We start from the raw sequence: 20,440 nt of genomic DNA, 5'->3' as shown, positions 1-20,440 counted from the left end.
GAATTGATTTCAACTCAACGGGCACAGCCAGCAGAGCGCGGGACTCGCGGGACTAACACTCGATCACGTTGACCGCCAGGCCGCCGCGTGAGGTTTCCTTGTATTTGGTCTTCATGTCGGCACCGGTCTCACGCATGGTCTTGATGACCTGGTCCAGCGACACCGAATGGCTGCCGTCACCGCGCAGCGCCATGCGTGCGGCATGGATGGCTTTGATCGCCCCCATGGCGTTGCGCTCTATGCAGGGCACCTGCACCAGGCCGCCCACCGGATCGCAGGTCAGGCCCAGGTTGTGTTCCATGCCGATCTCCGCGGCGTTTTCCACCTGCGCCGGCGTGCCGCCCAGCACCTCGGCCAGCGCGCCCGCAGCCATGGAACAAGCCACGCCCACCTCGCCCTGGCAGCCCACCTCGGCACCCGAGAGCGAGGCGTTTTCCTTGTACAGAAGGGCGATCGCTGCAGCCGTCAGCAAAAACCGCTCCACGCCTTCGGCATTCGCCCCATGGATGAAGCGGGTGTAGTAATGCAGCACCGCCGGGATGATGCCGGCCGCGCCGTTGGTCGGCGCCGTCACCACGCGCCCGCCGCCGGCGTTTTCCTCGTTGACGGCCAGGGCGTAAAGGCTGACCCAGTCCAGCACGACCAGCGGGTCGGTCAGCCCGGCCTGGGGCTGGCTGTTGAGCTGCCTCAGCAGGTCGGGGGCCCGGCGCTTCAAACGCATGGGCCCGGGCAACACGCCCTCGCGGGCGCACCCGCTGCGCACACATTCCTGCATCACGGTCCAGATTCGCGCCAGACCGGCCGAGGTCTCGGCCCCGGGCCGCAGCGCCGCTTCATTGGCACGCATCAGTGCGCTGACCGGCAGGCCCTGCGCATGGCACAGGCCCAGGAGCTGGTCCCCTGTGGTGAAAGGGAAAGGTACCGGTGGGCCGGGCCGGGCCAGCGTCTGGGCGCCGTCATCCACCACAAAACCGCCGCCCACCGAGTAGTAGTCGCGGGTGCACAGCATGTCACCGTCGGCAGACAGTGCCACAAAACGCATGCCGTTGGGATGGAACGGCAGGCTCTTGCGAAAATACAGCAGGTGCTCTGTTTCCACAAAACGCACGGTGTGCCGGCCCTTCAGGCGCAGGCTTTGGTCGCCGCGAATCTGCAGCAGCCGGGCATCCACCGCCGACGTGTCGACGCGGTCCGGCTCCTCGCCCAGCAGCCCCAGAATCACCGCCTTTCCGCTGCCGTGGCCCTTGCCTGTAGCCCCCAGCGAGCCATACAACTCAGTGCGCACTGCGGCGGTTTGTTCGAGCAGCCCGCCCTGCTCCAGGCAGCGCACAAAACGGGCAGCAGCACGCATCGGGCCTACCGTGTGCGAACTCGACGGGCCGATGCCAATCTTGAAGACATCCAGGACACTGAGGGTCATCGCCGGGCCGGATCCACGGTGCAAGGGTGCATGGGGCGTCAGGGCCTCAGGGCGTTGAGCGCAAAGTCGATCACATGGCGACGGCGTTGCACCAAGGCACCACGCGAGCCCAGCGGCTTGCCGAAGATGGCCGAAAGCGTGTGGTTGTTCGAAAAGAAGAAATACGAAATGCCAGCGATCGAGATATAGAGGTTGATCGCGTCAAAATCAGCGCGGAACACGCCCGCCGCCACCCCGCGCTCCAGCGTGGCCTCCAGCATCTCGATGAACGGCGAGTGCATCTTCTGCAGACGCTCGGACGCCAGGATGTGGCTGCCCTGGTTGCGGTTCTCGTCGGTCAGCAGGGCAATGAATTCCGGATGCTCGGCAAGGTAGTCGAATGAGAATCCCACCAGCTGGGCCATGGCCTCCATGGGCTCCAGCGCCCCGAGCGACAGCTTCTGCTCCTTCTCCCGGATCTCGGCGTAAACCGACTCCAGCGCCACAAGGTAAAGCCCCTGCTTGCTGTCGAAATAGTGGTAGACCAGCTGCTTGTTGACGCCCGCCGCCGCCGCGATCTCGTCGACGCGCGCGCCGGCAAAACCCTTGCGCGAAAACTCCGCCACGGCAGCTGCGATGAGGGCAGCCCTGGCGACGGAAGCGTCGCGCCTGGGCGTCAGTGCAGGGTCAGGGGTTTTTACTAAAGTGGCCATATTTGCTTCTCAACCAAACAGTTGGTAATATAAACTGGAAAGCGTCCCATCCGATCCATCCTTCATTTCCTGGAGTTGAACCATGCGAAGACTAGTGAAATCCGCCGCCACCGTATTGTTGGCGACAAGTGCCTCCTTTGCCATGGCGGCAGACCCCATGAGCCTGATGTTGAACTGGACGCCCACGGCGGATCATTCGCCGATCTACTACGCAAAATCCAAAGGCTGGTACAACGACGTCGGGATCGACCTCAAGATCGAGGCCGGCCGGGGCTCGGGCGTGGCAGCCCAACGTGTGGGCTCGGGCGGCGCCGACGTCGGCATCGCCGACTTCCCCACCGCCATGCAGGCCAGGGGCAAAGGCGCAGACCTCAAGGCCGTCATGGTGATTTACGCCAACTCCCCGCAAGGCTTTTACTGGCTCAAATCGTCCGGAATCAATGGCCCCACGGACTTTACCGGCCGCAAGATCGGCAACCCACCCGGCGATGCCTCGCGCCTGATGTGGCCCGCCTTCGCCAAAAAAACCGGCCTGGCGCCGACCGCCGTGACCTTTGTGAATATCAGCCCTCCTGCCAAGGTCGCCGCGCTGAAAAGCAAGTCGGTCGACATCATCAGCGACTTCTACAACGAACATGACCTCAAGGTTCGCGAATTCGGCGCCGACCTGGGCTTTGTGGCTTGGCGCTCGATCGGCGTCAATGTGTATGGCAATGCGTTTGTGGTCAACGGCGCCTATCTCGCGGCCAATACCGAACGCATCAGGAAATTTGTCGCCGTGACGCAACGCGCCTATGCGGAATGTGTCAAGGATTTTTCCCCCTGCCTGCAAGCGCTGACTGCGGATGTCAGCGGCTTGAACCCGGACAACCAGCGCGACCAGTGGGAACGCATCAAACAACTGATGCGGGACGACGCCACGACCAAGGTTGCCCTGGGCAGCTTTGACAACGCTCGCGTGAAGGCCGACTATGACTTGGTGAAAGACCTGATTGGCATCGACAAGCCGTTCGAGCCGGCCACCATGTTCACCAACGAGTTCCTCGACCAGAAACTGCGCATGACCGCCAACTGATGCCCCGCTGACACTTCCGCTGCCCACCGGCCATCCGCGGCCGGCCCTCGGGCAGTGGAATACCTGAGCCTCAGCTCAGGTGCTTCCCGACAATCCCCGCCAGTTCAAACATCGTTACCTGCGGCTTGCCGAACACGGCCAGCAGCTTGGCATCGGCGTTGATGGCGCGTTTGTTGGCCGCGTCCTGAAGGCCTTCGGCCTTGATGTAATCCCAGAGTTTCTTGATGACCTGGGTGCGGGCCACCGGCTCGGCGCCTATCACCGCGGCCAACGCGTCGCTGGGTTTCAGGCCGCTGCCTGGCTTGGCCACGCGCGGCACTTTGGGTTTGGCGGTTTTGGCAGCGGGTGCTTTTTTGGCTGCGACTTTCTTGGCAGCCGCCTTTTTCGCGGCGGGCCCGGCAGTCTTCGCGGCCACTGTTTTCCCGAACGGCGTTTTCACCGTGCCGGTCCGCGGCGGGCCGGCGGTTTTGCGCGGCGGAAACTTGGAAGGCGCGAATTCGAAGTTCACCTTGCCGGCTTCGGCGTCCCAGGCCAGCATGGCCTTGAAGGGCCGGCGCGTGCGCATGGAGACGAACTTGTCGAGCAGATCGGTCTTGCCGCTGGTCAGCAGCTTGACCATCTGCTCGCGCTCGACCGGCTGCTGCAGGATCATCTGGCCGGTCTTGAAGTCGCAGCTGGGGGTCGGTTGCGCGTTGGTCGGCACCGACTTCTCGCAGACGTAGTTCTTGCCGTGTTCGAACACGCCCGCGCCGCACTTGGGGCAGGCGCCCAGCGACTGCTGGGCGCTGAAGTCCACGATCTCGCCGGTTTCGCCGGCCTTGTCGTCGCCAAAATCAAACTCGAGCTTGTAGTTCTTGGTCTCTTCGTCGAACTTGATGACCATCTCGGCGGTGAAAGGCCAGCCGGCCTTGGAGCGGAAGCCGTCCAGCGGCCCGATTTTTTTGTCGCGCAAAAACTGTTCGACCTCGGCCACCTCGAAGGTGCGCCCGGCCGGCGTCTTGCCGAACGAGAAGCCGCAACCATCGTCGCCCTTTTTGCCGGTGCAGGTGTAGCGCCGGTAGTTTTCCTTGATCACGCCGCCGCAGTTGGGGCAGGGCGCGGTGAGCGTGGCGTAGTCGCCGGGAATCGTGTCCTTGTCGTAACCCTTGGCCTTGTCGACCAGGTTCTTGGTCATGGCGGCAATTTCGGCCATGAAGGTCTCGCGGCTCAGCTTGCCGTGTTCCATCTGCGCGAGTTTGTATTCCCACTCGCCGGTCAGGTCGGCGCGCGAGAGTTCTTCCACGCCCAAGCCGCGCAGCAGCGTCATGAGCTGGAAGGCCTTGGCCGTGGGGATCAGTTCGCGGCCTTCGCGCAGCATGTACTTTTCGTTGATCAGGCCCTCGATGGTGGCCGCGCGCGTGGCCGGCGTGCCCAGGCCTTTTTCCTGCATGGCTTCGCGCAGCTCGTCGTCGTCAATGGTCTTGCCGGCGCCTTCCATCGCGCCCAGCAAGGTGGCCTCTGAATACCTGGCCGGCGGCCGCGTCTTGAGCCCCTTGGCTTCGACCACCTCGGCGCGTACCATCTCGCCGGGTTTGACCGGCACCAGGCTCTGGCCCTTGTCGCCTTCCTTGGCGTCGGCCACTTCATCGGCGGCTTCCTTGCCGTAAATCGCCAGCCAGCCCGGCTTGACCAGCACCTTGCCCTCGGTCTTGAAGCTGTGGCCGACGGCCTGCGAAATACGTGTGGTGACCAGGTATTCAGCGCTCGGGAAAAACACCGCCATGAAGCGGCGCACCACCAGGTCGTACAGCTTTTGTTCGGCGTCGCTCAGGCCGCTAGGCGCCTGCAGTGTTGGTATGATAGCGAAGTGATCGCTCACCTTGCTGTTGTCGAAAATGCGCTTGCTCGGCTTGATGTAGTTGCCCTTGAGCGCCGTCGCCGCGTGCGGGGCCAGGTGTTTCATGGCGCTGGCGGCCAGCATCTCAAAAGTCTGCTTGACCACCGGCACATAGTCTTCGGGCAGTGCGCGCGAATCGGTACGCGGGTAGGTCAGCGCTTTGTGGCGTTCGTACAGGCTTTGCGCAATCGACAGCGTGGTCTTGGCCGAAAATCCGAACTTGCCGTTGGCCTCGCGCTGCAGCGAGGTCAGGTCAAACAGCAGCCCCGCGGCCTGCGTGGTCGGCTTGCTTTCTTCCGTCACCGTGGCGGCCTTGCCGCGCACGGCCTCGGCAATCGCCAGTGCCTCGCGCTCGGACCAGACACGGTCGGCTTTCAGTTCGGCATCGGGCTCGGTGTTGTCGGCATTGGCGGCCGCCTTCTTCCACTTCGGGTCAAACCACTTGGCCGGGTACTCGCCGGCCTCGGCCAGAAAACTCGCGTGAATTTCCCAGTAGTCCCGGGAGACGAACTTGCGGATTTTTTCCTCGCGCTCGACCACCACCGACAAGGTTGGCGTCTGCACGCGCCCCACGGTCGTCAGAAAGAAGCCGCCGTCGCGCGAATTGAAGGCCGTCATGGCGCGCGTGCCGTTGATGCCGACCATCCAGTCGGCCTCCGAGCGGCAACGCGCCGCGTCGGCCAGCGGCAACATCTGCGCATCGGTGCGCAGGCTGTCAAAACCTTCGCGGATGGCGGCCGGCGTCATCGACTGCAGCCACAGCCGCTTGACCGGGTGTGCGCTCTTGGCGTACTGCTGGATCAGACGGAAGATCAGCTCGCCCTCGCGGCCCGCGTCACAGGCGTTGACGAGGGCGCCCACGTCCTTGCGTTTGGTCAGCTTGACGATGGCATTGAGCCGCGTCTTGGTCTTGTCCATCGGCTTGAGGTCAAAGTAGGGCGGAATCACCGGCAGGTTGGCAAAACTCCACTTGCCGCGCTTGACGTCAAACTCCTCCGGCGCCTGGATTTCCACCAGGTGGCCGACGGCCGAGGTGACCACCCAGTCGTCGCTCTCAAAGTACTCATCGTGCTTTTCAAACTTGCCCGCGGTCGGCGTCATCGCCCGCACGATGTCCTGTGCGACCGAGGGTTTTTCTGCAATCACCAGCGTTTTCATAAGTACTTCTTCAAACCTTCTACATCTTCAGGGAGCATTTCCCCGGCTTCGGCAAACAGGACACTTCCGCTCTTGCCACTGACTTTCACAACCACCACCACCGGCAGACCGTCCGGCTTGGGCAGCACTTTGGCCACTTCAGGGGTCAGCATCCCGGCGGGAAAACTGTAACCCCTGGCCTTCATATAGTTGACCGCCGCAGCGGCCTCCTTATCCAGCGACAGCGCCAGAACCTCCAGGCCCCGCGCCTTCTGCGCGCGCCATAACGCCTCCATGTGGGGCGACTGCACCGCACAAAAAGGGCACCAGCTGGCCCACCAGTACACCACAAGCACCTTGCCCTGCACCTGCCCGGGCGTCCAGGAACGTCCGTCCAGCAGGCTCAAGGCCGGCAAAGCCAGGGTGCTGCCGACCTTGGGCAGGGGGCTGTCAGAGCCCCTGGACCAGGCAGGCAGGCCCAAGCCCGCGGCGGCCAGCGCGCCGACGGATCCGAGGGCCTTGCGGCGGTTCAACATGGTTTGCTCCTTGCGTGCTTCACTACAATAGCGGCTTCGCGCGTACGCACGCGCGCACCCGCATGTGCGCGCACATGCATGAATTAACCATACCAAAAAAATACGTCGTGTCAAAAACTCAGGTCTCTGCCCCCCTTTCCAGCCCGCCCGCCAGGCCCGCTCCTGACGCCGGCCGCCGTATTCAAACCCGCGTGTCCAACGTCCATGGCAAGGGCGTGTTTGCCGTGCAGGACCTCGCCGAAGGCGAGACGCTGATCGAATACGTGGGAGAAGTGATCACCTGGAAAGAGGCCCTGCGCCGCCACCCGCACGACCCGAAGGACCCGAACCACACCTTCTACTTTCACATCGATGAAAAGCATGTGATCGACGCCAAGTACGGCGGCAACTCCTCGCGCTGGATCAACCACAGCTGCAATCCCAACTGCGAGGCCGACGAGCAGGACGGCCGTGTCTTCATCAAAGCGCTGCGCAATATCAAGGCCGGCGACGAGCTGTTTTACGACTACGGCCTGATCATCGACGCGCCCTACACCAAGAAACTGCTGGCCGAGTACCCGTGCTGGTGCGGTTCCCCCGACTGCCGCGGCACCCTGCTGGCCCCCAAGGACGAAAAGCCGGGCAAGAAGGAAAAAAAGAAGAACAAGCCTGAAAAAGCGTCCGGCGCCGACAAGCCCGTGAAGGGCAAGCAGCTCAAGAAAGAGCTCAACCAGGAACTCAAGAAAGTCCTGAAAAAGGCCGGCAAAACCGGCAAAGCCGGGAAGGCCGTCAAACCGGCCAAAGACAAAAAGCCCTGACTTGTCATGGCCCCGGCTTGAGCGACGCAAACAGTTCGCGGTCATGGATCCCGGATCGAGTCCGGGATGACACGCTCTCCCGCACTGAAGCCCGGAACCACCCCCATGAGCACGCCGCCCACCCCCCCCATCCGCTGGCCCGCCGAGACCATCTGGGAGGCCGTGGCGCCGGTGCTGCCCGGTTTCACGGTCGAGGTGCTGCCGCAGATCGATTCAACCAACACCGAGCTGATGCGGCGCTTTCGGTCAGCCGGGCCGGACGCTTGCGGGCCCGTGCTGCTGGTGGCCGAGCAGCAAACCGCCGGCCGCGGCCGCATGGGCCGCAGCTGGCAAAGTAGCGCCGGCGACAGCCTGACCTTTTCACTGGGCTTGCCGCTGCAGCCAGCCGACTGGTCGGGCCTGTCGCTGGCGGTCGGCATCAGCATCGCCGAAAGTCTGGAATCCGGCAATCCCGCCGCACCCGCCATCCGCCTCAAGTGGCCCAACGACCTGTGGCTCAGCGATGCCCGCGGCGAGTCCAAGCTGGCCGGCATCCTGGTCGAAACCGCCAGCTGGGGCGAGCAGCGTTATGTGGTCATCGGCGTCGGCATCAACGTGCGCCCGATGGCGCAGCCGCTGGCCCCTGCGGGCACCGGCCAGCCGGCCGCGCTGGCGCCCGGCGCCCTGCAGACGCTGCTGCCTGGCATCGACGTGGCGCAAACGCTGCTGCGCGTGGCGGCGCCGCTGGTGCAGGCGGTGCAGGCCTTCGGCCTGTTTGGCTTTGCGCCGTTTCAGGCCCGTTTTGCGGCGCGTGACGCGCTCGCCGGGCGCGCCGTGCAGCTGTCCGACGGTACCCAGGGCGTGGCCCACGGCGTCGGCGAAAACGGCGCGTTGCTGGTGCATACTGCGGCTGGCATGAAAGAAATCACCAGCTCCGAAGTCAGCGTCCGGCCCGTGACGCCCCCCACCCCAGGCAGCGCGCGCCCATGCTGAGGCTGCTGGTGTTGCTGCTGGCGCTGGCCAACGTCGCCTACTTCGCCTGGTCCCAGGGCGCGCTGGCGCCCCTGGGCATGGCGCCCAGCGTGCAGACCGAGCCCCAGCGCATGGCCACACAGATCCGGCCCGAAGCCATCCGCCTGCTGACGGCCGACGAAGCCCTGCAGCTGGAAAACGGCGGCAGCGCCGCCCGGCCGGGCAATGGTGCCAGCGCCGCGGCGGAAGCCGCGGCCCCCGAATGCCTGCAGGCCGGCCTGTTCAACGAGCAGCAGACCACGGTACTGCGTGCCAGCCTGGAAAAATTGTTGCCCGCCGGCAGCTGGCAATTCGAAAGCAGCGCCGAGCCGGCGCGCTGGATTGTCTACATGGGCAAATACCCCACCGAGGACGCTCTGGCCAAGAAGCGCAGCGAGTTGCGCCAGCTCGGCGTGGCCTTCCGGTCGGTCAACAACGAGGTGCTGGCCCCCGGGCTGGCCCTGGCCAGCTTTGCGCAGCAGGCCGACGCCGACAAGGAGCTCGCGCGTATTGCCACCAAGGGCGTGCGCACCGCCCGCGTGGTCCAGGAGCGCGCCGAGGCACGCGGGCAGATTCTCAAACTCGCCGCGGTCGATGCCGCCGTGCGCGCGCAGCTCGACGACCTCAAGCCGCAGTTCGAAGGCAAGGCGCTGCGGCCCTGCCTTTGAATCACCGCGAGCCCGGCTCGCTACACATTCAATAGCTGCTCACGCCCGGTGTACATGGGCTGGCGGCCCATTTGGCTTCAAAATCTGCCAGCTCAGTGGGCCTGCGCACGCACCGGCCGCTTGAACAGCTTGTGCACCAGCGCGCGCATCCACTGGTGCGCCGGGTCCCTGTCGGTGCTGCTGTGCCAGACCAGGCGAACCTCGTAGGCCGGCACGCCGGGAATGCCCCAGACCCGGCAGTCGTAACGCTGGCGCAGGTTGCGCGCATACATTTCCGGCACGATGGACAGCAGGTCCGAGGTCAGCGCGAGCTCGGGCAGCGCGCCGAAGTGGCGGGCCCGCAGCACGATGCGGTCTTCCAGCTTCATGCGCGCCAGCATCTGCTCGACGCTGCCGTGAAAGGTCGCCGTCGGCGCGGCCACCACAAACGAGGCCTCGGCCAGTTGCTGCGCGGTCAGGGTGCGGCCGCTGCGGCCGGAAGCGGGCCGCCACTGCGGCGCGGCGATGGCCACATAACGCTCGCGAAACAGCAGCTCGGTGCGTATGCCCCGGTGACGCGGCTGCAGGATGCCGATGGCCAGGTCGATCTCGCGCGCCTCCAGCGCGGCCGCCACGTCGCTGGAGGCCACCGAAATGTTGGACAGGCGTGCGCCCGGCGCCTGGCTGCGCATCGCGCCGGCCAGTTCCGGCAGGAACAACATTTCCCCGAGGTCGGACAGCGACAGCCGCCAGTGCATGTCGCTGCTGGCCGGATCGAACTCCTCGTGGCCGGTGACCAGCGTCTCCAGCGCCAGCAGCTGGGCCAGCACCGCGGGCGCCAGCTGCTCGCACAGGCGTGTCGGCTTCAGGCCTGACGGCGCACGCACAAACAGCTCGTCCCCGAAAAAGTCGCGCAGCCGGGCCAGGGCATTGCTGGTGGCCGGCTGCGACAGCGCCAGGGTCTTGCCGGCCAGCGTCACCGAGCCGGTGCGGTGAATGGCCGCCAGCACGCGCAGCAGGTTGAGGTCGAGTTGACGGAAATTCATCGCCGCGCCTTTCGTGAAAGATTCCGTGAAGGGTTCTCAGGGTTGTCCCGAATTATTGATCAAACGGATGTGCTCCATTCATACAATCCATTTGCATGATGCCTTCAAGCTGCGTAAATTGCGCTGCAAACAGAAGGCCTAATGATGCAGCACGCACCTATTTTTCAGACCATGAACGCCGTTGCGACCAACGGGGCGGCGCATGGCTGAACGTTCGTTTGCCGCCGAAGTGGAAAAACTGCGCTTGGGCGCGGGGGAAGAGTTTCGCGGCGAAGGCATCCTGGCCGTCACCAAGGCCCTGCTGCAGTCGGGCGTGTCGTATGTCGCCGGCTACCAGGGTGCGCCGATTTCGCACCTGATGGACGTGCTGACCGACGCCAACGACATCCTGCAGGAGCTCGGCGTGCGTTTCGAGCACAGCGCCTCCGAAGCCACCGCCACCGCCACGCTGGCCGCGTCCGTCAACTACCCGCTGCGCGGCGCCGTGACCTTCAAGTCCACCGTCGGCACCAACGTGGCCTCCGACGCGCTGGCCAACCTCGCCTCGGGCGGCGTGACTGGCGGCGCGCTGCTGATCGTCGGCGAGGACTACGGCGAGGGCTCGAGCATCATGCAGGAGCGCTCGCACGCGTTTGCCATGAAGTCGCAGGTCTGGCTGATGGACCCGCGCCCCAACCTGGAAAGCATTGTGCAGGCCGTGGAAATGGGGTTTGAACTCTCCGAAGCCAGCCGCACGCCGGTGATGCTGGAGCTGCGCATACGCGCCTGCCATGTGCACGGGCGTTTCCCCACCAAGGACAACAAGCGATCGGCCTTCACGCTGAAGGACGCGATGGAAAACCCGCAGCGCGACGCCAGCCGCATCGTGCTGCCGCCGGCGAGCTACGCGCAGGAACAGGAAAAAATCACCGAACGCTGGCCGGCTGCGGTGAAGTTCATCCAGGCGCACCAGCTCAACGAATTTTTTGCCGAGGATGCGAAAGACTTCGGCATCGTCATGCAGGGCGGCCTGTACAACAGCGTGCTGCGCTCGCTCGAGCTGCTGGGCCTGGCCGATGCGTTCGGGCAGTCGCAAGTGCCGCTGTATGTGCTGAACCTGACCTACCCGCTAATCGATGACGAGTTCAAGCGGTTCTGCACCGGCAAGCGCGGCATTTTGCTGGTCGAGGAAGGCCAGCCCGACTTCATCGAGCAAAACGTCAACACCATCCTGCGCCGGGCCGACATGCAGACCCGCGTGCACGGCAAGGACGTGTTGCCCATGGCCGGCGAATACACCGGCGGCGTGGTGCTCAAGGGCCTGGCCCGCTTCATAAACATCTACGCGCCCGAGCTGCTGGAAGGCCGGGAGCTGCCGCTGGCGGCGCGTCCCGCGGCCACCGGCCTGGCATTGCTCGATGGCAACCCCAAGGCTTTTGCGATCCAGGCGGCCTCGGCCGAGGTGCAGGCCCGCCCGCCCTCGTTTTGCACCGGCTGCCCCGAGCGCCCCATCTTCACCGCGATGAAGCTGATCGAGCGCGAGCTCGGCCAGCACCATGTGAGCTGCGACATCGGCTGCCACCTGTTTTCCATCCTGCCGCCTTTCAACATCGGCGCCACCACCATGGGTTACGGCCTGGGCTGGGCCGGCGCCTCGGCCTTCAACACCACCGAAACCTCCAAACGCACGATCGCCATGATGGGCGACGGCGGCTTCTGGCACAACGGGCTGACCAGCGGCGTCGGCAACGCGGTGTTCAACCAGACCGACAACGTGCTGCTGGTGGTGGACAACGGTTACTCGGCAGCCACCGGCGGGCAGGACGTGCTCTCGTCCAAGGCCGTCAACCCGCTGCGCAGCACCAACAACCCGATCGAAAAAGCCGTGCGCGGCGTCGGCGTGAAATGGGCCAGAACGGTGACCAACACCTACAGCCTGGCACAGATGCGCGACACCCTGCGCGAAGCACTGACCACGAAAGAAAAAGGCCCCAAGGTCATCATTGCGCAAAGCGAATGCATGCTGAACCGCCAGCGCCGCGTCAAGCCGCAGATCCGCAAGATGATTGCCGGCGGCGAACGTGTGGTGCGCGAACGTTTCGGCATCGACCCCGACACCTGCACCGGCGACCACTCGTGCATCCGGCTCTCGGGCTGCCCCTCGCTGACCATCAAGCCCAACCCCGACCCGCTGCGGCGCGACCCGATTGCCACGGTGATCGACAGTTGCGTGGGCTGCGGCCTGTGCGGCGAAGTGGCGCACGCCGCCGTGTTGTGCCCCTCGTTTTACCGCGCCGAAATCATCAACAACCCGACCGCCTGGGACGGCTTCAAGCTGAAGCTGCGCACGGCGGTGATCGGCTGGCTGCAAAACCGCATCGAGCGCCGGCTCGAGGGGATTGCCGCATGAACATGAACATGAGCGACGCCGGGCCGCCCCAAGGCGCGAGCGCCCCCTCGGGGGGCAGCGAAGTACACGCAGTGACGAGCGTGGGGGCTCACAATCCCCGCGCTATCACGATTGCCATTCTCGCGATGGGCGGCGAAGGCGGCGGTGTGCTGGCCGACTGGCTGGTGGACCTGGCCGAGCAGAACGGTTACTTCGCGCAGACCACCTCGGTGCCCGGCGTGGCGCAGCGCACCGGCGCCACCGTGTATTACCTCGAGATGTTCCCTGAAGCCGCCGTGCCCGCGGGCCGCATGCCTGTCATGGCCCTGAGCCCGGTGCCCGGCGAGGTCGACATCGTGATCGCCTCGGAACTGATGGAAGCCGGCCGCGCACTGCAGCGCGGCCTGGTCACGGCCAACCGCACCACCTTTGTGGCCTCGACGCACCGCGTGTACTCCATGACCGAACGCACCGCCATGGGCGACGGCCGCGTCAGCTCGGACAAGCTGCTCGAAGGCGGACGCGCCGCAGCGCGGCATTTCATCAGCGCCGACTTTGCCCAGCTGGCCGAAGACACCGGCAGCCTGATCAGCCCGACGCTGTATGGCGCGCTGGCCGCTACCGGCCGCCTGCCCTTTACCCGCGCCCAGTTCGAAGCGACGATCACGCGCGGCGGCGTTGGCGTCTCCTCCAGCCTCAAGGCCTTTGCCGCGGGTTTTGCCGTCGCGCAGCAAGCGCTGGCGCCACCTGCCGCCGCCGCAGCCATGCCAGCCGCCGCGCCCATGCCGCCGGTCGGCGCACGGCTCGCGGCGCTGGCGCAGCGTGTTGCGCAGAACTTTCCCGCCAGCAGCCACGCCACGCTGGCCGCCGGCATGGTGCGTGCGGCCGACTACCAGGATGTGGCCTACGCCGCGACCTACCTGGACCGCCTGCAGCCGCTGCTGGCACACCTGCCTGCCGACCCTGCGCTGGCCGCCGGGCTGCTGGATGAAAGCGCGCGCCACCTGGCGCTGTGGATGTCGTACGAAGACACCGTGCGTGTGGCCGACCTGAAAACCCGGCGCTCGCGTTTTGCACGCGTCGGCGGCGAAGTCAAATTGAGCCATACGCAGCACCTGGGCATCAACGAGTTTCTGCATCCGCGCGTCGAGGAAATTGCCGACACGTTGCCGGCCGGCCTCGGGCGCTGGCTGCTGGCCACGCCCTGGGCGCGCGCCTGTATCGAGCCCTTCACGCGCAAGGGCCGCATCGTGCAGACCAGCTCGATACGCGGCTACCTGCTGCTGTACACGATTGCCGCGCTGCGCCCGCTGCGCCCGCGCTCGCTGCGTTTCCAGGTGGAGCAGCAGCGCATTGCCGGCTGGCTGGCCACCATAACAAGCCTGGCGAGCACGCAGCCGGCGCTGGCGCTCGAAGTGGCGCGCTCGCAGCGGCTGGTCAAAGGTTATGGCGACACCCATGAACGCGGCTGGCGCAGCTACCAGCGCGTGATGGCCAAGCTGCCGCAACTGCAGGCCAGACCCGACGGGGCCCAGAAATTGCAGGCACTGAGCCAGGCCGCGCTGGCCGACGACAGCGGCAAGGCGCTGGACCAGATGCTGGCCACGGTGTAGGTCATCAACGTGAGAGTGGTAGTCGCCCGCATTGACGGGTGTTTGTGCAGAGCGGATCATCAATAGCAAATCCAACAGGAGACAGACCCCATGAAAGTCAGCTTTTTAAACACCGTCAAAACGGTTTCGGCCGTGCTGGTCGCCGTCAGCTTTTCGGGCGGTGTCGCCGCGCAGGAAGTCACGCTGCGCCTCGTCAGTGCGTTTGCCGAAAACGGCATCTACGTGCAGCGCCTGCAACCCTGGATCAACAAGGTCAACGCCGAAGGCAAGGGCGTGCTGCAGATCAACTTCCTCGGCGGCCCGAAAGCCATCCCGACCTTCGAAGCCGGCAACGCGGTGAAAACCGGCGTGGTCGACATGGCGCTGAACACCGGCGCGTTCTACACCAACGTCATGCCCGAGGCCGACTTCCTCAAGCTGACCCAGATCCCCGTGGCCGAGCAGCGCAAGAACGGCGCCTTCGACGCGATCAACAAGGTCTGGAACGAGAAGGGCAACATGCAGTACCTGGCCCGCATGGTGGAGAACCAGCCCTTTCACATCTACACCAACAAGAAGGTCGACAAGCCCGACCTGACCGGCCAGAAGATCCGCATCACCCCGGTGTACCGCGACTTCTTCCAGTCGCTCAATGCCAACGTCATCACCACACCGCCGGGCGAGGTCTACACCGCGCTCGAGCGCGGTGTGGTGGATGGTTACGGCTGGCCGATTGGCGGCATCTTCGATTTGAACTGGCACGAAAAAACCAAGTTCCGCATCGACCCTGGTTTCTACGACGCCGAGGTCTCGCTGATCATGAACCTGCCGGCGTACAAAAAGCTCACTGACACGCAGCGCAACTACCTGCAAAAGCAGCTGCTCGCGCTCGAAGCCGAAAACACCTTCTGGGCCAAGTACACCACCACGGAAACCGCGCGCCAGCAGGCCGCCGGCATCCAGACCATCACGTTTGATGCCGCCACGGCCAAGGCCTTCCGCGACAAGGCCTACGACATCGGCTGGGCCGGTGCGACCAAGCAGAGCCCGGACACTGCCGCCCGCTTCAAGGCGCTGTTTTCCAAATGAGGTGCCAGCCGCAGCCGGCGCATGGCCGCCTCACCCGCCCGTGCCGTGTCTGCGGTGGCTTGATTCATGATTGACCGTCTGTCGTCCCACTACGGCAGGGTGCTCAGCGCGCTGGCCCTGCTCGGCTGCGCCATCCTGATGGCCATGATGTTGATCATCGTGGCCGACGTGGCACTGCGCAACCTGGCCCCTCCCGGGCTGCCGCAAGGCCTGGCCTGGAGCAATGAAATCTCCGAGCTCATGCTCTACCTGATCACCATGTGTGTTGCGCCCTGGCTGCTGCGCCAGGGCCAGCACATCCGGGTGGACATCATGCTGCAGGCGCTGCCACCCCGGCTGGCCTGGAGCCTCGAATGGGTCGGCGACCTGATCGGTTTTGTCTGCTGCCTGGTGATTGCCTGGTATGGCACGCAGGCCGCATGGTCAAGCTACACCTCCGGCGCCGTCAACATCAAGACCCTGGTCACCCCCGAGTGGTGGGCGCTGGCGCCGCTGCCCCTGGTTTTTGTTCTTCTTGGAATTGAAATGATTTTTCGCATGATCCGGCTGCAACGCGGCCCGCGCGGTCCGCGCCACGACGCGGTGAGCGCGGCATGATTCATTCGCACGGCCGCCCGAAGAATGAATCGCTCCCGCTTGGCGGGACGGCGCGCAGCGCCAGGGTGCTGTCATGAGCGGCTGGGGCCTGGCCGCCTGGCTGATGCTGGGCGGCTCCACGGTGCTGCTGTTCATCGGCATGCCGGTGGCACTGACCTTCATCACCATCAACATCATTGGCGCATGGCTGTACATGGGCGGCGAGCCCGGGCTGATGCAGCTGGCGCGCAGCAGCGTGAGCTCGGTCACGGCTTTTTCCCTGACGCCGATTCCGCTGTTTGTGCTGATGGGCGAAATCCTGTTCCACACCGGCCTGGCGCTCAAGGTCATCGAAGGCGTGGAGCGCCTGATCAAACGCGTGCCCGGCCGTCTTGCCGTGGTGGCCGTGGTGGCCGGCACGGTGTTCTCGGCGATCTCGGGCTCGACGATTGCCACCACCGCCATGCTGGGCTCGCTGATGCTGCCCATCATGCTGGCGCGCGGCTACCACCCGACCATTGCCACCGGCCCCATCATGGCCATCGGTGCGGTGGACATGCTGATTCCGCCCTCGGCACTGACCGTGCTGCTGGGTTCGCTGTCGGGCATCTCGATTTCCAAGCTGCTCATAGGCGGCGTGATTCCAGGCATGATTCTGTCGGTGGCCTTCGTGCTGTGGATCATCATTCGCGTCAGCATCAGCCCCAAGCTCGCGCCGGCCGACAAGGACGACGTGGTGCAACACCGCGGCTGGGCGCGCTGGAGCCTGTTTTTCGGCTACGTGCTGCCCACGCTGTCTATCTTCGGCGTGGTGGTGGGCGCGCTGGCCGCCGGCTGGGCCACACCGACCGAATGCGCCGCCCTCGGCGCCTTTGCCACCATGCTGCTGGCCCTGTGTTACCGCGTGCTGACCTGGGACGCGGTGATCAAGGCGCTCAAGGGCACCGCCGGCATCTCGGGCATGATTCTCTTCATCATCCTGGGCGCCACGACCTTTGCGCAGATTCTGTCGTTCTCGGGCGCCAGCAGCGGCCTGGTGCAGTTCATCACCGGCCAGGGCTTGTCCACCAACATGATTGTGGTCGGCATGATGCTGATGCTGATTTTTCTGGGCATCTTTGTCGACCAGGTCAGCATGATGATGATCACGCTGCCGATCTTCATGCCCATCGTGCAGGCACTCGGCATCGACCCGATCTGGTTCGGCGTCATGTTCCTGATCTGCATGCAGCTGGGCCTGCTGCTGCCGCCGCACGGCCTGCTCCTGATGACCATGCGCGGCGTGGCGCCGCCCTCGGTCACCATGGGCCATATCTTCATCGCGGTCGTGCCTTATGTGGTCATGAGCCTGATCCTGCTCGCGGCAGTGTTCTGGATACCGGCGATTGCGACCTGGCTGCCCAAATTGATTGGGTAGCGCGCCCCGGTGTTGCTCCCTTTTCCATAGCTGGCTGCGCCCGTCATATATGGGCGGAGGCCTGATTTTGCTTCCAACCGCAGGCCCGGCGCGACCCGTGGGACGGCGCCTACAGGCCAAGGCGCCCCTGACCCACAGGTGCGGCCGCTGCCGCGGTGTACTGTAAGCCCTTCATTAAAAAGGGGAGCCATGCTGCTCAGCACCTTTCTTGTCGAAGACAAGCCCGAGATACGCGACACCGTGGTCGAGGCCATGGAAGAAGTGGCGCCGCTCAAATTCGTTGGCCATGCCGCCAGCGAGGCTGCAGCCCGCCAATGGCTGCGCACCTTCCACGACGACTGGCAACTGGCCATTGTTGACCTTTTCCTCTCCGAAGGGTCCGGCTTTGGCGTGCTCCGCGACTGCCAGGCACGCAAGCCGAGCCAGAAGGTGGTGGTGCTCACCAGCTACTGCCACCAGAACATCACCGACCGCTGCCTGCAGCTGGGCGCCGACAAGGTGTTCGACAAAGCCGCCGACCTGGAAGAACTGGTGGCGTTTTGCAAGGCGCACGCCGACAGCCTGGACCGCGTGGTACCGCAGGTGCAACCCAGCAGCACGCTGCACTGACGCGCCCAGTCCCCCTGTCGGTGAAGGCCTCCCATGAGGTCGCAGGTCGTGTAACCTCACCGGCATGACCGCCGCCGCACCGCCACCCCACGCCACCCACGCGTCGCCCAACCTTTCCGACCCCCGCGCCGTTCCCACGCGCGCCATCTGGGTCATGCTGTTTGCGCTGATCACCGCTTTTGCACTGAGCCAGGCCTGCCGCACCGTGGCCGCCATCATGGCCACACCGCTGCAGGCCGACTTTGGCCTGAGCGCCCAGGCGCTGGGCCTGTTTGCCGGCGCCTTTCACTTTGCCTTTGGCGCCATGCAGCTGTTCATGGGCATAGGCATCGACCTGCACGGCGTGCGGCGCACCGTGCTCACCGCGTTTCCGGTGGCGATTGCCGGCGCGGCCGTGTCGGCGCTGTCCACCAGCTTCGGCATGCTGGTGGCCGGCCAGGTGCTGATCGGCATTGGCTGCGCGCCGGCCTTTCTGGTGTGCACGGTGTTTATCGCGCGGCACATGCCGGCGCACCGCTTTGCCGCCATTTCGGGCCTGGCCATGAGCCTGGGCGGCATTGGCCTGCTGCTGACCGGCACGCCGCTGGCCTGGCTGATCGAGGCCAGCTCATGGCGCATGGGTTTCTGGGTGCTGGGCGCCTGGGGCGTGCTGGCCTGGGGGTTGATCTGGGCGCTGGTGCACGAGCCGCCGCACCCGATGGACGCGCTGAAAAAGAAAGAGTCGGTGGGCCAGGCCCTGGCCGGCTTTGGCGCGCTGTTCACGCTGCCGCACACCTGGGGCATTTTGCTGCTGGCCAGCGTGGGGTATGCCTCTTTCGTCTCGCTGCGCGGCCTGTGGCTGGGGCCCATGCTGATCGAGCGGCACGGTTTTTCACTGGTGCAAAGCGGCAACGTGGCGCTGGTGATGTCGCTGGTGTCACTGGCCGGCCCGCCGCTGTTCGGCCGCTTCGACCCCGGTCCCGCCACGCGGCGCCGCTGGATCACCGGTTTCACGTTGCTGGTGGCAGGCCTGTTTGCCGCATTCGCCTTCACACACAGCCCGCTCATCGACGTGGCGGCGCCCATCGTCATCGGCCTGCTGTCGGGTTACATGATTCTTCAATATTCCGACGTGCGCGCCGCCTACCCCGCGGCCATGACGGGCCGCGCGCTGTCGGTCTTCACCATGGCGATGTTTCTGGGCGTGGCCACCATGCAGTGGTTCACCGGCGTGGTGGCCTCGTTGGCCTCGGCCCATGGCGTGGAGCCTTTCACTGCCGTGCTGGCCAGCATTGCCGCGTTGCTGGCGCTGGGGGCGCTGGCCTTCACCGTGCTGCCCCAGCCGGTAGCGCAGGCCACCCACGCCTGAGCAGCCGCGCCCCAAAGGGGTGCCGGCCCGGGCCGGCGGTGACAAAACCGCCTGCATCAACAGCAAGCCCTGGCCTACAGACGGGTGTGCAGCTGGCGGGTAAGGTAGGCAGTCGTTTCCGCCCACGCCCCCTCCGCACCTGCCCCGCCATGAAACTCAAAGCCACCTGCACCATGACCGTCAACACGGCCTCCGATTGCCCCATCGTCGCCATGCTGCGCCCGCGCAGCGGGCAAGCGCAGTGGATCGTCAGCGACCGTTATGAGTTGCAGCCCTGGGTGCCGACCACCGAGTACGTGGACAGCTACGGCAACCTGTGCCAGCGCCTGGTGCTGCCGGCCGGCGAGATGCGTATCGAGGTTGAAGTGGTGATGGAGGTCGAGGACCAGATCGCCGTGCAACCCGACGCGCCGCACACACCCGTGGCCGAGCTGCCCGACGACGTGCTGCTCTACCTGCTGCAAAGCCGCTATTGCCCGTCGGACAAGATGTCGGAGAAGGCGCGCGAGATCGTCGGCAACGCGCCGCCCGGTTATGCGCAGGCGGAAACCATACGCGGCTGGATCAATACCAACCTCGCCTACCAATACGGCGTGAGCGACGCCAGCACCGACGCCATGGACTCGCTGGACCACGGCGCCGGCGTGTGCCGCGACTTTGCGCATGTGGGCATTGCGCTGTGCCGCAGCCTGCAGATTCCCGCGCGCATGGTGGTGGGCTATTTGCACCAGCTCGACCCGATGGACCTGCACGCCTGGTTCGAGGCCTTTGTGGGCGGGCGCTGGTACACCTTCGACGCCACGCAGAAAGAGCCGCGCGGCGGCCGCATCGTGCTGGCCTACGGCCGCGACGCCGCCGACGTGGCCTTCATCTCCGATTACGGCCCCTTGCCGCTGGAAGTCAGCGACATGAAAGTGCAGGTCAGCACGGTGGCCGAACCAGCCTGACTGGTATGCCCAGGGGGCGTGGCGGCTTGTCCGATAGCGGGACCGGGTCAGGGCGTGGTTTTCTTCTCGCCCTTGTTCTGTGCCCCAACAGGTGAATGGGGGTTTTTGGGCGCCTTGTCTGCCGGCTTTGCCGCGCTTCGCCCGCCGTCCTTGGCCGGGTGGTTCTTGCCGCCGTTGTTGTCTTTGCTTGATTGAGGCATGGTGTTTCCTAGGTTGAAAACTTCAGGCCAGGCTGCGGCCCCCCAGAAACTTTTCAGTCGCGGCAGGAAACGCTGTAG

18 protein-coding genes are annotated in these 20,440 nt (G+C 65.2%); 12 read left to right on the top strand and 6 right to left on the bottom strand.

The features are described 5' to 3' along the window. Nucleotides 1–52 precede the first annotated feature (52 nt). Complete coding sequence (locus PSV40_RS07730) at nt 53–1,420, bottom strand: L-serine ammonia-lyase (RefSeq protein ID WP_300536256.1); 1,368 nt, start codon at nt 1,418–1,420, stop codon at nt 53–55. A 38-nt stretch (nt 1,421–1,458) separates the two neighbouring features. Beyond that, on the bottom strand, nt 1,459–2,112 hold the full coding sequence (locus tag PSV40_RS07725) for a TetR family transcriptional regulator (protein WP_300536254.1): 654 nt from the start codon (nt 2,110–2,112) through the stop codon (nt 1,459–1,461). Nucleotides 2,113–2,194: 82 nt separating this feature from the next. Here PSV40_RS07725 and PSV40_RS07720 point away from each other — a divergent pair, with 82 nt between their 5' ends. Then, on the top strand, nt 2,195–3,187 hold the full coding sequence (locus tag PSV40_RS07720; protein ID WP_300536252.1) for an ABC transporter substrate-binding protein: 993 nt from the start codon (nt 2,195–2,197) through the stop codon (nt 3,185–3,187). A gap of 70 nt (nt 3,188–3,257) precedes the next feature. On the opposite strand, the gene PSV40_RS07715 is transcribed toward PSV40_RS07720, so the two are convergent. Further along, nucleotides 3,258–6,221, bottom strand: a complete 2,964-nt coding sequence (locus tag PSV40_RS07715; RefSeq protein WP_300536251.1) for a DNA topoisomerase III — start codon at nt 6,219–6,221, stop codon at nt 3,258–3,260. Beyond that, nucleotides 6,218–6,736 (bottom strand): TlpA disulfide reductase family protein, encoded by a 519-nt coding sequence (locus PSV40_RS07710; protein WP_300536250.1) that lies wholly within the window; start codon nt 6,734–6,736, stop codon nt 6,218–6,220. Before PSV40_RS07710 ends, PSV40_RS07715 begins: the two co-directional genes overlap by 4 nt. Before the next feature lie 74 nt (nt 6,737–6,810). Here PSV40_RS07710 and PSV40_RS07705 point away from each other — a divergent pair, with 74 nt between their 5' ends. The 3 genes from PSV40_RS07705 (at nt 6,811) to PSV40_RS07695 (ending at nt 9,191) form a co-directional block, all read left to right on the top strand. After that, nucleotides 6,811–7,533 carry an SET domain-containing protein-lysine N-methyltransferase gene (locus tag PSV40_RS07705; RefSeq protein ID WP_300536248.1) on the top strand — a complete coding sequence of 241 codons (723 nt, stop codon included), beginning with the start codon at nt 6,811–6,813 and terminating at the stop codon, nt 7,531–7,533. Between the two features lie 105 nt (nt 7,534–7,638). Next, the gene (locus PSV40_RS07700) at nt 7,639–8,505 is read left to right on the top strand and encodes a biotin--[acetyl-CoA-carboxylase] ligase (RefSeq protein WP_300536246.1); all 867 of its coding nucleotides are present in this window, start codon (nt 7,639–7,641) and stop codon (nt 8,503–8,505) included. Next, on the top strand, nt 8,499–9,191 hold the full coding sequence (locus PSV40_RS07695) for an SPOR domain-containing protein (RefSeq protein WP_300536244.1): 693 nt from the start codon (nt 8,499–8,501) through the stop codon (nt 9,189–9,191). Before PSV40_RS07700 ends, PSV40_RS07695 begins: the two co-directional genes overlap by 7 nt. A 92-nt stretch (nt 9,192–9,283) precedes the next feature. Here the strand turns inward: PSV40_RS07695 and PSV40_RS07690 are convergent, their stop codons facing one another. Beyond that, complete coding sequence (locus tag PSV40_RS07690) at nt 9,284–10,216, bottom strand: LysR family transcriptional regulator (protein WP_300536242.1); 933 nt, start codon at nt 10,214–10,216, stop codon at nt 9,284–9,286. A gap of 202 nt (nt 10,217–10,418) precedes the next feature. Between PSV40_RS07690 and PSV40_RS07685 the strand changes: the two genes are divergently transcribed. From PSV40_RS07685 to PSV40_RS07650, 8 genes are all read left to right on the top strand, one after another. Beyond that, the gene (locus PSV40_RS07685) at nt 10,419–12,605 is read left to right on the top strand and encodes an indolepyruvate ferredoxin oxidoreductase subunit alpha (protein ID WP_300536240.1); all 2,187 of its coding nucleotides are present in this window, start codon (nt 10,419–10,421) and stop codon (nt 12,603–12,605) included. Nucleotides 12,606–12,730: 125 nt separating this feature from the next. Continuing rightward, nucleotides 12,731–14,197: an indolepyruvate oxidoreductase subunit beta family protein gene (locus tag PSV40_RS07680; RefSeq protein ID WP_300536585.1), complete on the top strand. Its 1,467-nt coding sequence runs from the start codon at nt 12,731–12,733 to the stop codon at nt 14,195–14,197. A gap of 90 nt (nt 14,198–14,287) precedes the next feature. Next, nucleotides 14,288–15,265, top strand: a complete 978-nt coding sequence (gene dctP / locus PSV40_RS07675; protein ID WP_300536238.1) for a TRAP transporter substrate-binding protein DctP — start codon at nt 14,288–14,290, stop codon at nt 15,263–15,265. A gap of 66 nt (nt 15,266–15,331) precedes the next feature. After that, a complete protein-coding gene (locus tag PSV40_RS07670; protein WP_300536237.1) occupies nt 15,332–15,862 on the top strand; it encodes a TRAP transporter small permease subunit in 531 nt (176 codons plus the stop codon). A gap of 73 nt (nt 15,863–15,935) precedes the next feature. Continuing rightward, a complete protein-coding gene (locus PSV40_RS07665; RefSeq protein WP_300536235.1) occupies nt 15,936–17,258 on the top strand; it encodes a TRAP transporter large permease subunit in 1,323 nt (440 codons plus the stop codon). Between the two features lie 189 nt (nt 17,259–17,447). Further along, nucleotides 17,448–17,867 (top strand): response regulator, encoded by a 420-nt coding sequence (locus tag PSV40_RS07660; RefSeq protein WP_300536234.1) that lies wholly within the window; start codon nt 17,448–17,450, stop codon nt 17,865–17,867. Nucleotides 17,868–18,021: 154 nt separating this feature from the next. Further along, nucleotides 18,022–19,215 (top strand): MFS transporter, encoded by a 1,194-nt coding sequence (locus PSV40_RS07655; RefSeq protein WP_300536584.1) that lies wholly within the window; start codon nt 18,022–18,024, stop codon nt 19,213–19,215. Nucleotides 19,216–19,364: 149 nt separating this feature from the next. Continuing rightward, entirely contained in the window at nt 19,365–20,162 is a 798-nt protein-coding gene (locus PSV40_RS07650) for a transglutaminase family protein (protein WP_300536232.1), read from the top strand. Between the two features lie 47 nt (nt 20,163–20,209). On the opposite strand, the gene PSV40_RS07645 is transcribed toward PSV40_RS07650, so the two are convergent. Then, entirely contained in the window at nt 20,210–20,362 is a 153-nt protein-coding gene (locus tag PSV40_RS07645) for a hypothetical protein (RefSeq protein ID WP_300536230.1), read from the bottom strand. Between the last annotated feature and the right edge of the window lie 78 nt (nt 20,363–20,440).

Source organism: Polaromonas sp., from assembly GCF_029945925.1.
In the GTDB taxonomy this organism is placed as follows: Bacteria; Pseudomonadota; Gammaproteobacteria; order Burkholderiales; family Burkholderiaceae_C; genus Polaromonas.
This window is presented reverse-complemented; position numbering and strand designations above follow the sequence as displayed.

Coding starts and splice junctions, on each gene's coding strand:
- PSV40_RS07730 (WP_300536256.1), bottom strand. CDS start 1,420: ATGACCCTCAGTGTCCTGGATGTCTTCAAGATTGGCATCGGCCCGTCG.
- PSV40_RS07725 (WP_300536254.1), bottom strand. CDS start 2,112: ATGGCCACTTTAGTAAAAACCCCTGACCCTGCACTGACGCCCAGGCGC.
- PSV40_RS07720 (WP_300536252.1), top strand. CDS start 2,195: ATGCGAAGACTAGTGAAATCCGCCGCCACCGTATTGTTGGCGACAAGT.
- PSV40_RS07715 (WP_300536251.1), bottom strand. CDS start 6,221: ATGAAAACGCTGGTGATTGCAGAAAAACCCTCGGTCGCACAGGACATC.
- PSV40_RS07710 (WP_300536250.1), bottom strand. CDS start 6,736: ATGTTGAACCGCCGCAAGGCCCTCGGATCCGTCGGCGCGCTGGCCGCC.
- PSV40_RS07705 (WP_300536248.1), top strand. CDS start 6,811: ATGCATGAATTAACCATACCAAAAAAATACGTCGTGTCAAAAACTCAG.
- PSV40_RS07700 (WP_300536246.1), top strand. CDS start 7,639: ATGAGCACGCCGCCCACCCCCCCCATCCGCTGGCCCGCCGAGACCATC.
- PSV40_RS07695 (WP_300536244.1), top strand. CDS start 8,499: ATGCTGAGGCTGCTGGTGTTGCTGCTGGCGCTGGCCAACGTCGCCTAC.
- PSV40_RS07690 (WP_300536242.1), bottom strand. CDS start 10,216: ATGAATTTCCGTCAACTCGACCTCAACCTGCTGCGCGTGCTGGCGGCC.
- PSV40_RS07685 (WP_300536240.1), top strand. CDS start 10,419: ATGGCTGAACGTTCGTTTGCCGCCGAAGTGGAAAAACTGCGCTTGGGC.
- PSV40_RS07680 (WP_300536585.1), top strand. CDS start 12,731: ATGGGCGGCGAAGGCGGCGGTGTGCTGGCCGACTGGCTGGTGGACCTG.
- dctP (WP_300536238.1), top strand. CDS start 14,288: ATGAAAGTCAGCTTTTTAAACACCGTCAAAACGGTTTCGGCCGTGCTG.
- PSV40_RS07670 (WP_300536237.1), top strand. CDS start 15,332: ATGATTGACCGTCTGTCGTCCCACTACGGCAGGGTGCTCAGCGCGCTG.
- PSV40_RS07665 (WP_300536235.1), top strand. CDS start 15,936: ATGAGCGGCTGGGGCCTGGCCGCCTGGCTGATGCTGGGCGGCTCCACG.
- PSV40_RS07660 (WP_300536234.1), top strand. CDS start 17,448: ATGCTGCTCAGCACCTTTCTTGTCGAAGACAAGCCCGAGATACGCGAC.
- PSV40_RS07655 (WP_300536584.1), top strand. CDS start 18,022: ATGCTGTTTGCGCTGATCACCGCTTTTGCACTGAGCCAGGCCTGCCGC.
- PSV40_RS07650 (WP_300536232.1), top strand. CDS start 19,365: ATGAAACTCAAAGCCACCTGCACCATGACCGTCAACACGGCCTCCGAT.
- PSV40_RS07645 (WP_300536230.1), bottom strand. CDS start 20,362: ATGCCTCAATCAAGCAAAGACAACAACGGCGGCAAGAACCACCCGGCC.